Annotated in this window: 15 protein-coding genes; 3 read left to right on the top strand and 12 right to left on the bottom strand. The window is 60.7% G+C overall.

The features are described from left to right. Positions 1-8 precede the first annotated feature (8 nt). From KQX66_RS13900 to KQX66_RS13875, 6 genes are read right to left on the bottom strand one after another with little or no spacing between them, the layout of a single operon-like run. Positions 9-830: a phytanoyl-CoA dioxygenase family protein gene (locus tag KQX66_RS13900; protein WP_216793333.1), complete on the bottom strand. Its 822-nt coding sequence runs from the start codon at positions 828-830 to the stop codon at positions 9-11. After that, entirely contained in the window at positions 827-1,645 is an 819-nt protein-coding gene (locus tag KQX66_RS13895) for a winged helix-turn-helix domain-containing protein (protein WP_216793331.1), read from the bottom strand. Before KQX66_RS13895 ends, KQX66_RS13900 begins: the two co-directional genes overlap by 4 nt. Before the next feature lie 3 nt (positions 1,646-1,648). Further along, positions 1,649-2,611, bottom strand: coding sequence for a beta-ketoacyl-[acyl-carrier-protein] synthase family protein (locus tag KQX66_RS13890; RefSeq protein WP_216793329.1), 963 nt, complete (start codon positions 2,609-2,611; stop codon positions 1,649-1,651). Positions 2,612-2,630: 19 nt separating this feature from the next. Beyond that, the gene (locus tag KQX66_RS37385; protein WP_216793327.1) at positions 2,631-3,578 is read right to left on the bottom strand and encodes a 3-oxoacyl-[acyl-carrier-protein] synthase III C-terminal domain-containing protein; all 948 of its coding nucleotides are present in this window, start codon (positions 3,576-3,578) and stop codon (positions 2,631-2,633) included. Further along, complete coding sequence (locus KQX66_RS13880) at positions 3,575-3,844, bottom strand: hypothetical protein (RefSeq protein WP_216793324.1); 270 nt, start codon at positions 3,842-3,844, stop codon at positions 3,575-3,577. The genes KQX66_RS37385 and KQX66_RS13880 overlap by 4 nt, the downstream gene beginning before the upstream one ends. Next, positions 3,841-5,325: a class I adenylate-forming enzyme family protein gene (locus tag KQX66_RS13875; RefSeq protein ID WP_216793322.1), complete on the bottom strand. Its 1,485-nt coding sequence runs from the start codon at positions 5,323-5,325 to the stop codon at positions 3,841-3,843. The genes KQX66_RS13880 and KQX66_RS13875 overlap by 4 nt, the downstream gene beginning before the upstream one ends. A gap of 187 nt (positions 5,326-5,512) precedes the next feature. On the opposite strand from KQX66_RS13875, the gene KQX66_RS13870 reads away from it, so the two are divergent. From KQX66_RS13870 to KQX66_RS13860, 3 genes are read left to right on the top strand one after another with little or no spacing between them, the layout of a single operon-like run. After that, complete coding sequence (locus tag KQX66_RS13870; RefSeq protein ID WP_216793320.1) at positions 5,513-6,439, top strand: 3-oxoacyl-[acyl-carrier-protein] synthase III C-terminal domain-containing protein; 927 nt, start codon at positions 5,513-5,515, stop codon at positions 6,437-6,439. A gap of 44 nt (positions 6,440-6,483) precedes the next feature. Further along, positions 6,484-7,521: a beta-ketoacyl-[acyl-carrier-protein] synthase family protein gene (locus KQX66_RS13865; protein ID WP_216793318.1), complete on the top strand. Its 1,038-nt coding sequence runs from the start codon at positions 6,484-6,486 to the stop codon at positions 7,519-7,521. Beyond that, on the top strand, positions 7,518-8,045 hold the full coding sequence (locus KQX66_RS13860) for a hypothetical protein (protein WP_216793316.1): 528 nt from the start codon (positions 7,518-7,520) through the stop codon (positions 8,043-8,045). Before KQX66_RS13865 ends, KQX66_RS13860 begins: the two co-directional genes overlap by 4 nt. An 80-nt stretch (positions 8,046-8,125) precedes the next feature. Here KQX66_RS13860 and KQX66_RS13855 read toward each other — a convergent pair whose 3' ends face one another. Genes KQX66_RS13855 through KQX66_RS13830 form a run of 6 tightly spaced genes read right to left on the bottom strand, consistent with a single transcriptional unit; the run spans position 8,126 to position 12,574 of the window. Next, entirely contained in the window at positions 8,126-9,127 is a 1,002-nt protein-coding gene (locus KQX66_RS13855) for an NAD-dependent epimerase/dehydratase family protein (RefSeq protein ID WP_216793314.1), read from the bottom strand. 30 nt (positions 9,128-9,157) lie between these two features. Beyond that, positions 9,158-9,406 carry an acyl carrier protein gene (locus KQX66_RS13850; RefSeq protein WP_216793312.1) on the bottom strand — a complete coding sequence of 83 codons (249 nt, stop codon included), beginning with the start codon at positions 9,404-9,406 and terminating at the stop codon, positions 9,158-9,160. A 40-nt stretch (positions 9,407-9,446) separates the two neighbouring features. Further along, the gene (locus tag KQX66_RS13845) at positions 9,447-10,658 is read right to left on the bottom strand and encodes a glycosyltransferase (RefSeq protein WP_216793310.1); all 1,212 of its coding nucleotides are present in this window, start codon (positions 10,656-10,658) and stop codon (positions 9,447-9,449) included. Beyond that, the gene (locus tag KQX66_RS13840; protein ID WP_216793308.1) at positions 10,633-11,397 is read right to left on the bottom strand and encodes a glycosyltransferase family 2 protein; all 765 of its coding nucleotides are present in this window, start codon (positions 11,395-11,397) and stop codon (positions 10,633-10,635) included. Before KQX66_RS13840 ends, KQX66_RS13845 begins: the two co-directional genes overlap by 26 nt. Next, positions 11,394-11,753: an HAD family hydrolase gene (locus KQX66_RS13835; protein ID WP_216793306.1), complete on the bottom strand. Its 360-nt coding sequence runs from the start codon at positions 11,751-11,753 to the stop codon at positions 11,394-11,396. Before KQX66_RS13835 ends, KQX66_RS13840 begins: the two co-directional genes overlap by 4 nt. After that, positions 11,750-12,574 carry a sugar phosphate isomerase/epimerase family protein gene (locus KQX66_RS13830; RefSeq protein ID WP_216793303.1) on the bottom strand — a complete coding sequence of 275 codons (825 nt, stop codon included), beginning with the start codon at positions 12,572-12,574 and terminating at the stop codon, positions 11,750-11,752. Before KQX66_RS13830 ends, KQX66_RS13835 begins: the two co-directional genes overlap by 4 nt. Positions 12,575-12,617: the final 43 nt, after the last annotated feature.

Here is a 12,617-nt window from a genome sequence, read left to right as displayed (position 1 = left end):
CCATCCGTTTATCGCCACGGCCGGTTTCCTCCTACGCCGCTCCATTCGTCCTTCTTCAACGTATCGTTTTTGAGCTTCGGCGCGGCGTTCAGCCGTCTGCGGACGCGTGCGCCGCTTCGGTCCAGCAAATAATTGTAATTTAAAGCTACCCGCTCTGCGCTCACTCCCATAAAATGGGTCACGTTGGCATAGCGGAACGTGCGGCCGGACAAATTGGCTTCGGACCCGTGAAGCAGGTTGCCGTGGAACGCGACCAGATCGCCCGGCTGCGTCCGCAGCGGCACAGCTTCGTAACCTTCGGGAAGCCCCAGCTTCTCGCCGTATTCCGTGCGGCTCTCCTGAACCGGCTCTGGCGACAAAAGTCCCAGCTTATGGGAGCCGGGCACCACGTAAACCCCGCCGTTATCTTCGTGGCTGACGCTGAGCGACAGCCACAGCGAGCAGGTGGTCGTCGGGGCCGCCCCGACACTGTAGTTGTCCTGGTGCATAGGAAGTCCCCGCGTACCGGGACCTTTAAAATAATAGCTGGTAGAGATGGCCAGCGCCTCCTCGCCCAGCAGTCCTGCGGCCACATCGAACATCTTGCCGCTCAGCAGCAGCGCCGCGATGGCCGGTCTCGTCTGATGGTAATCGCGCAGACGCGGAAACACGCTTTCCAGAGAGCGCCGGTTATCCTGCACGATGACGCCTTCCCTGACCAAATCGAGCCACAGCTTCATAAATTCGCGGTTAATTTCCGCCACTTCCGACCCGCTCAACATGCCTGGAATCACAACATAGCCGTGCTCGTCATAAAAATGCCTCCGCTCGGCGGTCACCCATCCGTTCATAGCTCAACCTCCCGATAATTTGAACGTCTATCCCCAGTGTAGGGAACCTTCCTCCGCGCTTCTCGGCTTTGTTTGCCGGATCGGGCGCCGTACCTTTTGGCCAATTGGAGGGCTGCCGAATCGTAAGCGGGCACCAGCATATACCCGAGGCCCCGGGCGTGCAGCAGCAGGCCGAACGGCGCCTTTTCGGTGCGCAGCTTCCCCCGCAGCCGGTAAATGTATTGACGCGGCATGTCGGAGCCGGTGTATTCATCCCATAGCCCCCGGAGCAGCTCTTCCGTGCTTACGAACCGTCCCCGGCGCCGGAGCAAAAAGCGGAGCAGCTCCAGCTCCTTGCCCGGCAGCGGATGTACGACGCCGTTGTTAATCACGCTGCGGAGCGCCGGATCGAATACGAGTCCCGGCGCCAGCGCAAGCGGCCGTTCTGCGGAATCCTCCGGCGCAGAGTACGCCGCAGGTAAAGCAGAACGCTCCGTTAGCGCAGCTAGCGTGCGCCGGATCGACTCCCCGTCGGCAGCGGACGGCAGAACGATAATGCGCTCTTCGCGTGCGCTTGTCCCGGCGGCAGACGGCTCGTCGGTCAGGCATACAACCCGCAAACGGGGGTATGCTCCGCACAGCCGAAGGATGATGCGCCAATCGTTTCCGTTCCAATTGTGCGCAGACCAGACGACGATCTCGGGAGCCATGGCAGCGCCGAACGAACGCGCCAAGGCATCCGGACTATCCGCGTGCATAACGCCTGTTCCGCCGATGGCTGCGGCTTGGTACAGCCGCGGATATTCTGCCGCCGGACAAATAATTCCTATTCTCATAGCTCACCATCCGCTTTCTTTCAAGTATTGCAGATCGATTGCAGCCGCCCCGTAGTCCAATCCGGCGAACAGCAGACAGACCCGGTCTCCCCGCTTCAGCTCTCCGCTTTCCTCCAGCCCGCGAAGCGAAACGAGCGGATCGGCGCACAGCAAGTTCGCCTCGCTCCATGCCGCCCTCTCGAACAAGCGAATGCGCCCGTCTTGGCGAACGGCGTTCCGTATTTCCCGGAGAAACGCAGCGCTCACCTGCTGCGCGACCAGCCAACTGCGCCGGACATCGCCGCCCCGCAGCCCCGCTGCAAGCCGCAGCGCCGCCTCCGTTACTTGGCGCTCCGCCGCTTCGAAATGCCGGCGCTCCCACTTGAAAGGCGGCTGCGCAAGCGGTCGGCACAGCGCATAGCGCGTCCCGGCCCACCGGTAATCCCCCGGCGGCTCCGTGGAGAGCACACAACACGCCGCCGCGTCTCCCTTCGGGTACGCGCGATGAAAACTGCGGCCGAACAGCGGCTTGACGCAGTCCGCCGCCACAAGCAAAGCGTGCCGCTTGCCTTCCGTTCCGAGAAACGCGGCGAGCAGCTCCACTGCGGATACCGTCGCCAAGCTGCCCTGCTGTCCGACGCCAAACGGCAGGCCAGCTTTCAGGCGCAAAGCCTGCGCCATTTGCATCGCGGGCAGCGTGGCGGGGTGCGGAGCGGACGTTTCGTGGGCCCAGCACAAATAAGCTGGGGTGGGATCTCCGGCCGCCGCCCCGGCCAGCAGCCCGGCCGTCAGCTCGGCTACGCTTCCCTGGAAGGCAGGAATGCCCGCGCAGGAATTCCCAGCGTCATCGGGCAGCGGAACTCCTTCGATGCGATGGAAAGCCTCCGCATACCCGATCTCGGGATCAGCCACCGGGCCGGAAGCCGGAGATGGAACGTCCCGATCGACAGGAACCGCAATGTCGGGCGACGACAGATAGACCGTCATGCCGACTTCTCCTTCCGCATTAATATTGATGCACGGCACAACCGAAGCTTCCCAGTCCGACCGATACCGTCATATAGCGGTCCCCCCGGCGGAGTTTCCCGCGAAGGACCGCGTCGTGCACGTTATACCAAAGATCGGAGCCGTGCAAATGGCCGACCTTCGCTATCGTATCCGTATAAAACAGCCCGATGTCGCAAGGCAGCATGGAAGCTACCTCCTCCCATGTCGTGCGATTGACGTTACTCCCGAAGATGAACCGGAGGTCGCCGACGGTCAGCCCGCATTCCCGCAGCGCTGTGCGAATCAGCTGACGGATCGCAAAATGATACGTCGTCTGAAACCATTTGACGTTCTCCGGTAGAGAATCCAGTCCGGCATCCATGCCTGCGTCGAAGACGCTGCGCAAGTAAAACGTCCGGTGCGGTCCGGCCTCCCGGGTTATATAGCAGGCGCACGCCGCGTCACCGAGCAGCGAATGGGGCAGCCGCTTAAGCGCGGGGTGGAACGCTTTGTCGGCCGTAACGAGCACGATGCCTTCCGCGCTTCCCGCATGCAGCAATTGCCCTGCCGCCTGCATCGCAAGATGCACGGTAGCGCAGTTGTGCTGCGACAAGGCGAACACCGGCGTATCGCCGATCTCCGGCGCATCCCGCAACTCCCGCAGCGCGTGCTCGTCATGCCAGGACAAGTCCAGCGTCCGGGCGATGACGATCCGGTCGACCGGCCGCCCCTGCCGCCGAAGCCGGACGAGCAGCGGCCCGCACGCCTCGGCGAGCATGCCGCCGAGCCGTTTCGAGCGCTCGACCGGCACCCGGTCGAAGCCGTACCGCCCGCGAAAGCGCGCCACGTCCTCCGGTGCAAACGGGAGTCCGGCCTGCCGCAGCTGCTGTGCCACGTCCTCCACGGCTGCAGTCCCGGAAGGAACGTACAGGGAAAGCTCGGGGACGGAAAAACAAACCCGTGTCACGACCCGGCTTCCGGCAGCGCCGCTTCAATATAGTCGAGCAGCTCCGAAAGCGGCCTCCGGTCCCCGTTCCATATATTCCGCACGTCCAATTCCACACCGAAAGCGTTTTCCAACTCGACCATGGCTTGGATGAACCGTACGGAGGAGAGCTCCAGCTCGGGATCTCCGATGCAGCTCTCCTCCGTAAGAATGCTTTCCTCCGCCCCGCAGCCGGCCAAAATCCGCTTCATGCTCTTCCATACCATATCGCGTCGGCTCGTACTCATTCCTGCCCCGCCCCCTCCTGTTCGTCCTCGCAGACGTACCGTTCCTTCCAGCTCGGCAAAGCACCGTCCAGATGAATCTCGTGCGGGATTTTGTAAGCGGCCAGCTGCGTTTTCAAATAATCGCGCACGGCCTTGACGCTCACTCCGGCATCCGCCGTCAGCCACGCGACAATGATTTCCCCTTGCAGCTCGTCCGGACGCCCGGCCACCTTGGCTTCTCGAATCCGGGGCATGTGCTTGAGCACATCTTCGATTTCCTTCGGATTCACTTTGCGGCCGGCTACATTGATGTGCCGAGGCACCCTTCCGATGACCGTCAGCTCTTGCTCCTCGATCGTCGCCAGATCGTCCGTCACAAACCATCCTTTTTGAACGGGACATTCCTTCCCCGAGCCGGTAACGTATCCCCCGAAGAGACTCGCGCTGCGGACGGCAAGCCTGCCATCGTCTTCCATTCGCGCTTCCACCCCGGGCAGCAAATAGCCGCAGCTTCCTTTCCGGTGACGACGATGCGGATGCTCCGCCGCAACCGCCCCGGTCTCCGTACTGCCGTACAATTGCAGCACCCGCTTGCCGAATTTGCCTTCGAACGCCGCGGCCGTGTCCGGCGCGAGCGCCCCTCCCGCGGAGATGGCAAAGCGGAGCCGTCCGGCATGGCCTTGACCGATGTGGCGGGACATGCACAAAAGATGATAAAAGGAAGGAACCCCGAGCAGCACCGTGCCTTGGCAGGCGCGAAGCAAATTGGCCGCCTTGCGGGGAGTCGGATGCCGGCAAATGTGCAGCGTCGCCCCGGCGGTCAGCGAGCCGAACAGCGCTCCCGTCAAACCGTACAAATGATGCAGGGGAACGGTCGCAACCAGCGAATCGTCCGGACGATATCCGAACCAATCGCGGTATTTGCGCCCTTCCCGAAGCAGTGTTTGCATCGGCAGACAGGCCATTTTGGGCAGGCCGGTCGAACCTGAGCTCAGCAGATACAAGCTGACAGGCTCCTCACCCGGCTCTTCCTTGTGACCTGGTCCGCCACTTCCGCCGCCCGCTTTCGGTCCTCCCGGCTCCCGCTTTCCGTCAAGCTCGACCGCTGCCGTTTTGGCGGGGACTAGCAGCCTGGAATACGGGACCACCGGAGCCGTTTTCGCGGTATTCACACCAGCCTGTGCTCGATCTTCAGGCGCGATCCAGTAGGCGACGCGACTGGCCGTGCCGATTCTGGCCAAATCGGATGTTGTCTGCAGGTCGTCAACAGGAAGCACGGCGACGCCCCCATCGAGACAGCTTAACAGAAGAATGACCGAGTCCACGGTTTGGTCCATCACAAGGCCGACGGGTTCAAAATCCTTTCCGCCGGCGGGAAGCCTGCTCCGGACGATTCCGATGCGCTCCGCCAATTGCCTGTACGTGACGGTTTCGTTTCCCTCCGCAAGCGCGATCTTGTCCAAAGGCGCCGTCTGCTCCAAAAGCCGCAATAATTCTCCCATATCCGCTCCCCCTTTCCTGGTCGCTTACCCATCATTATAGAAGCGGCGGGGTCCCGTCCTCTCGGCTTTCGTTGGGTCCGCCCGCCCACTTGCCGTCCACGCACAGTACACGCCGTATTTATGTACAAAACGGCGGGCTCCGCGTTACGTTAAGGAGAGTCTATCCGCAGGAGGGAGGGAGATGCCGATGGCCGGATTAACGCATATCGCCAGTTACATACCCGCGGAACGTCCATCCCTGTGCGAGCTGCGGGAGATGCTGGAAATCAACGATGCCGAGCTGCGCGTCCTGATCCAGTCGCACGGCCTTTGCCGCATTGCGGTCGAGAACAAGCTCCGGGTCCACGAAATGATCGGCGTCGCCGTCGATCTTCTGTTGGAAGGGAGGGCGAAATTGGCGGGGGAGATCGGGCTCATCTTGTGCACGTCTACATTTCCAGCGTTCGTTCCGTATCTGTTCGATCCGTTTGCAGGCATGCAGCGCAAGTGGGGTATGGAGCGGGCGGAGGTCCGGTTCGTATCGCAGCTTAACTGCGCTTCGCTGGACTTCCTGTTCCGGTTGGCCCGCCTTTGGACGGAACGGCGCGGAAGCGGCGTTCTCGTATTGGCCGCAGACAAAATGGGGCTGCCGAGGAGCCGCTATTTGCAGGACAGCACGGTATCGGCCGACGCTGCCGCAGCGGCCGTCGTTACGAAGACAGCGGCCTGCAACCGGATCGTCGGCTCGGCCGTGCAGTCCAACGCTTCCGTATACAACAGCATGCAGGCTTCCCCGGAGGAGTACGCCTGGTTTCAGAACACGTTTACGGTCGGTCTGGTCAAAGTGCTCCGCGACGTATTGCAGCAAGCGGGAGTAACGGCGGAGCGGCTCCGGTACGTGTTTCCGGCGAACGTCAACCGGGGGACGTGGCAGCGGGTTGCCGACGCTTCGGGGATTCCGTTTGACCGGTTTTATTTCCCGACGATGGCGGAAATCGGACATGCTCATAATGCGGACCCGTTGTTGAACGCCGAACACGCCCTGCGGCACGGGATGCTGCAGCCGGGCGATCTGTTCGCTACGCTGACGGTAGGCATGGGGAGCACCTTCGGATGCACGTTATTCCGTCATTGAGAGCAAAACTGAGTACGATTCGGAACGATACGGGAGGATCAACCTTGACCTGGTACTTGTCTCACATCACGCCATATCCCTTCTATGAAGAGCAGCCGGATCGGCTGCTGGCCGGAGGCGTGCCGCAGGTGACGCGTTTTCCGCCTGAAGAACCGCTGCTGACGCTGTACGAACAATACGGTATAAACCAACAGGAACATACGTTCCTTGAACAAGTTCCCTGGGAACTAAAAGCGAGGCCGGTTCCGGCCAGCCGTGCGGAATCGGCGGCGCATATGGGAACGGAGGCGCTCCGCGCTTTGCTGGAGAGCGCCCCCGAAGCGCGGGAGAAATGCCGTTATCTCGTGTATGGCCACGAAACGACGGAACCGAATTTTTATTTGACCCCTTGTCTCTATGTCAAAAAAACGCTCAAGCTGAAACGGCTCTTGCCGTTTGCATTGAGCCGTTGCGGCTCCTGTACGCTGCCGGGCGCCCTGGAGCTGGTGAAGACGCTCCATCCTTCCGCTCCCGGACAGGCTGCGGCGGAATCGCTCTTCGTCACCGCCGACCGGCTGTGTCCCCCGCATCCCCGTTATTGGTTCGACGCCGATCCGAAGGGAGATGCGGCGGCCGCTTGTCTCCTTTCGACCGCCGGCGGCGACTGGGCCGTGGTCGACGCGGTAGCGGACGGCTGGCCGCTTGCCTCGGACGATCCGTACCGGTGGTCGGAAGCTGACTACCGCCGGCACGAGCGGCGGCTGCTCGCCGGATGCCGTCAAGCCGTCTCGGTCCTGCTGCGGCGCAACGCCGCAGACGCCGGACGGATTGTGCTGGCCGTGCCGCAGACGCTAAGCTCGACGTTCCGCCGTTACGTGGAGAAGCTGCTGCCTTATCCCGTTTACCGCCGGATGTATGCGGCAGGCTGCAACCTGCTCGGCAGCGACTGCCTGCTTTCCCTGAAGGAGGCGGAGGACGGCCATTCGTTTCAACCGGGCGACTGTGTCCTGCTCCTTCAAGCCGGACCGCTATCGCACCTTGGGCTGCTGCTGCTTCGCAAAACGAACAAATATGGAGAAACGAACGGAGGGTATGCGAAATGACGACCGATTTGCCGAATGATACGACCTCCCGCATGCTGCTGCGCAGCGACGGTTCGACGACGCTGCTTCTGGAAAGCATGCTGGGGATGGAGCTCGGCGTCCGGGTGATCGGACAACAGACGGTGCGCGGAGAAAGCATCGACGGCAGTATCCGCGACCTGCTTGAGGCAAAGCCGGAAACCGTTTTATTCGAGCGGCATTCCGAGCTGGAAACGCCGAACGGGCAGTGGGTTTCGCGCAACTATGTCGTGGCGCGGATCGACGGAATGGAGCTGTTCCTTGGCCAGTTAAAAAATCACAAGATTCCGCTCGGCAAATTGTTAATGTCGTTCAAGCTGGCGGCGTACCGCAAGCTGCTGGGGTACGGCGCCGAAGAGCGTCCGCTGAACGGCCAGATGGTTCGACTGCCGTACAAGCACTATGTCATCTGCGGCGAAACGGGACCGAAAATCTATATCCGGGAAGCGTTCAATCCGATTTACGTCACCTTCCCCGGGAACAACGATCCGGCTTGCGGGAGCTAGCTTCTGCAAGCCTTTGCCGCCCTGTCCTCGCAACGATAAAACAGCCTGCTTCCGCTTAGGAAAACAGGCTGTTCGCGTTACTATCCCAGCTCATCCCACTCCGCCAGCCAGCGAACTTCCTTGTCCGGGTCGAGACCCATGCTGTAGCCCGGAGTCGGCGGACGGGCGTCGCACCATTCCAGCGAAGCTGCGATCGTATCTTCGAGCGTGCGGAACGTCAAACCGGCGGCTAGCGCTTTTTCCACGCTGATGTTCATATAGTGGGCGAAGCTTTCCAGCCCTGCATGCACGGGAAACCACAGCGGAATTTCGTCCCACGGGCTTGCCCCACGGCTGTGCAAAAACTCGTCGCCGACCCAAACGAGCTCCGGATCGCTCCTTGTCACCCGTGCGCAAGCCTCAAGTAGTCTGCGCATCGTAAGCGGCTCCGCCGGGCCTACCGCGTTGAACGTGCCGGCCGTCTTGGCCTCCGCCATCCGAATGATCCAATCGCTCAAATCGCGGACATCGATGAACTGCAAGCGAGCTTCCGGACGGCCCGGGGCCAATACCCGACCGCCCTTGCGAATGCGGACCGGCCAGTACGCAAACCGGTCCGTCGGGTCCTGAGGACCGACGATCAGCCCGGAGCGGACGTTCAACGCCCGTCCCGGCATCAGCTCTTCCAGCTGTCGTTCGCACAGCGCCTTCAGCTCGCCGTAATACTTGCGGACATTCTCAGACGCCGGATCGTCCAATTCTCCGACCGGATCGCCTTCGTGAACGCCAGGCTTGCTGAAATCCCGGTAAACGGAAATGCTGGAGACGAACGTATAATGCTCCACGCAATCGGCCAGCCGTTCCGCCGACTGTTTGACGATTCTCGGCACATAGGCCGACGTGTCGACGACGGCGTCCCACCGTCGTCCCTTTAAAGCGGATAGATTGCCGTCGCGGTCTCCCCTCAGCTTCTCCGCTTCCGGGAGTACTTCCGGGTTCGTTATTCCTCTCGTGAACAGCGTGACCTCGTGACCGGACCGCAGCGCGGATTGCGCCAAGTGATAGCCCAGAAATACGGTTCCGCCCAAAATTAGCAGCTTCATCGTTCCTCTCCCCCCTATTCGGTTTCCTGCTTATTCGTCGTCTTTCAATGCCTGGATCGTCAAGGACAGGCTTCGGACCGACGCCAAATGCTCAGGGGTCAGCTCCTCCAGATCGAACGCGACGCCGCACGCCTGTTCCAATTCGAGCAGCAGCGAAACGATCGCCGCCGAATCGATGCCCAGGCTCTCGTACAGCCGGTCCTCCTCCCCGATTTCCTCCGGCTTGATGGATAAATAAGCGCTAAGCGTTTCTTTGACCGTCTCCATAATCGGCTTCATGGTGATCCACCTTTCGTTTCAAAATAATACGCAGCCCGCTTCAACGAGCGGTTGAGCGGTTTGTGCCCCGAAGCAGCTGCTGCGCGCACTCGAATACCGAAAGCGCGCCTTGGTACCCGCGCTTTTCCAGCAGCTTTTGCAGGTCCCCGGCATGGTCGCGGTATTCGTCCTGCATGATGTACTTCGACAGATCGTACAAGTGGGAGGGACTGAACGAACGCGGCATCATATACTCGCCGATGCCGAGCTCGTGCAAATGCCTGGCGTTGAATTCCCGCTCCGTATGCGTCGGAATGATCAGCGAAGGGACTCCCCTTGCAATCGATGACATACAGCTGCCGTGTCCGCCATGATGAATGAACAGATCGAACTCGCCGACCCGCTCCTCCTCCACGAAAGGAACAATCCGGATGTTGGACGGCAGGCCCGCGAGCCATGCCTCCGGCAGCGCTTCCGACGTCGCAATAACGACAAAGACGGGGGTTTCGGCGAAGGCGGTTAATACCGCCTTTACCAGATACATGCCGGAATCGCCCGCCGAGTCGGTCAGCCTGCCCGGATAGACGAGCACGGCAGGCCGCCGGAAATTTTTCTCCGGTTCCGTGCCCACGGAGACAGGCATATTCATTGAGATCGGACCGACGTAACGGACCCGGTTATTGTAAATGCGGTCCATCTCGGGAATGCCCGGCACGATATCGACATCCGCCCGGAACAGCTCCTCCATCCGCTCCACCGCCGGCAGTCCGAACGTATGCAGCAGCCGGTTCATGACCGGCGTCACCTTCGGCAAATTACGGGGCGGCGTCCCCCAGAAATACAGCGGTTTTCCATCCGGGTGAAAGCACGATTGGGTGATGGAAACGGACGGAATCCCGAGCACCTTGGCGGCAATCAGCGTATGGGGGCTCATATCGGCAATAACGAGGTCCGCTCCGATGCTCTCCAGCATGCGAATGCGCTGGCGAATCCATGCTTCCGCGAACCGCTCGTCGAGCAATCCCATCTGCGCATAATAATGGTCCAAGTCGTAGATCGCCGGCTGCGGGGGAATGAGCTTGTCCGGATCGGGCATCGTCGGATCGTCATCGACCAGAAGCTTGTATCCGAGACGTTCTACCCATGCCATGCTGCTCTCGCCGTAGATGGACATGTACACCGAGGCCCCCGATTGGATGAAACGTTCTGCGGTCGGCGCATTCCGCATCAGGGGGCCAAGTCCCCCGCTAAGCCCGAAAAAAATATTCGTCATTCTGGCGTTCACCTTCCCGAGTTAATTCGTAGACGGAACGTTCGAAAGCTTGCAGCTGCCCGGGCGTTCCGATCGGATAACAAGCCTCAGCCGGTTCGATCCGGAAGCGGTGTCCTTTGCGGACAAGCTCATGATAAAGGGGAGCCACGTAATATTCGCCGTTTACGGTCTGCTTGCGCTCCAGCGCTTCTTCTGCCGCTTCGACAAAATGCCGCGTGTCGGCAAAATGGTATAAGCCTGCCGTCGCATAGGGCGAAATGACCTCTTTCTCCCGTACCGCCGTTACGATGCCGGCTTCGTCGACCTGCACGTAGCTGAGCTCCGGAGCCTGCGAGCGGAAAACGGGAATAACGCCGTCGATCCCTGCCGTCCGCTCGAAGCAAACGGACAGGTTCATGCGCATATACGTGTCGCAATTGTAAATGAGCAGCGGACGGTCCGGGTTCAGAAACGGCTTCGCCTCCAGCACCGTCAGAGCTTGCCCGCCTGTCGCCCGTTCCAGCTCGATGATGCGGGCAGACGGCGAATAGTCCAGCACCGTCCGGCGCAGCGGGTGGCTCTCGGCATCCTCGGCCAAGCATACGAATATGGCGCTGTCGAGATTCACATGCGGTTTCAGACTGTCCAACGCCCAATAGAGCATCGGCCTCCCGGCCGCCTCAATAAGCATCTTCGGCACGGTAAAGCCGGCCTCGCGGAATCTTGTGCCCCTCCCGGCCATCGGTATGACAATATTCACAGCCTCCCCCCGTTCTGCTCCAGTTTGGTCATGACGGAAGACCAGTCGCGAAACGTCAGCGCCAGATCGTCGATATACACGTGGCCGTAAGGTTTGCCGAAGACGATCTCGTCGTACGGCACCTCGTGCTTGTCCAACCAGGCCAGAGTGAGCGCTCCGATCTGGGCGACGGCCTTGCCGGCGTTGCCGCCCTGTGTCTTCATGTTGCGGGCCGTATGAATAATGATTTCGTGCCCTTCGGCCTTCAGTCTTTGAAGCGCAGCTACGGCTCCCGGCAGCGGGAGGACGTCGCCGTACGATTGCTCCGGCTTCTTGAGCTCGCAGATCGTTCCGTCCAAGTCGACGACGATTCTCATCCCTCTCCCCTCCCGATCAGGCACGATTCCCGCCAGTAGTTGAGCGCCGCCGACATGGAAATTTCCGGATCTTCCCCGGATTCGTCCGCTTCGAGCACAACCCAGCCTTCGTAGCGTATTTTCCCCAGGAAGTCCTTGAGCTCCCGAATATTGCCTTCTCCGAGGCCCGGCGGGCTGTACCTCGTCCTACGTCGGAACCTGCCGGGTGGTGGCGAAGCGATCGTTTGGTAATCCTTTACATGAATCCCCAGGATGCGTGACCCATAGCGTTCCAGCAGTCCGTAAAGATCCAGCCCCGCTTCCGCCGTATGCACGACATCCACCACAAGACCGAGCTCCGTCGGACCTTCATTCATGACCAGCTCGATATCTTCCCCGTCAAAAATGCAGTGACCCCAGTGCGGATGAATGGCAGCGCGAACCCCATGCATCTCGTATCTGGAAACAATTTCCGTGATCATGCGAAGCAGTTTTTGCCGTCCTTCGGGTGTACGGTTTCTGTTATACCGGATGCCGGGACCAAGCACGGCCATTGGAATACTCGCTTGCTTCATGAGACGACCCAAGCGTTCGTGATGCGTATAGATCGCCCGCCGCCCGTGCCAATTCTCAAAATGGCCGAATTCGTAAACGCCGGATACCGAAGTGCCGTACCGGGCCAACAGCTGCTGAAGCTCGGACAGGCGGTGCTCGTACGACATAAGATGCGGGCCTCCGATTTCGACGGCCGGACAGCCTGTCCCGGCCACGAAACGGATAGCTTCCTCCGTCCGGTCACCCCAGACGGATACTTGGCAAGACAGACGCAGCTTGCAGTTCATGTCAGCCTCCTTTTGCACATTGGTTTGGTTCAGGGTAACACGC

The organism is Paenibacillus oleatilyticus, from assembly GCF_018998565.1.
In the GTDB taxonomy this organism is placed as follows: Bacteria; Bacillota; Bacilli; order Paenibacillales; family NBRC-103111; genus Paenibacillus_G; species Paenibacillus_G oleatilyticus.
The sequence above is the reverse complement of the archived record's forward strand: the minus strand, read 5'-3'. Positions and strand labels throughout refer to the sequence as shown.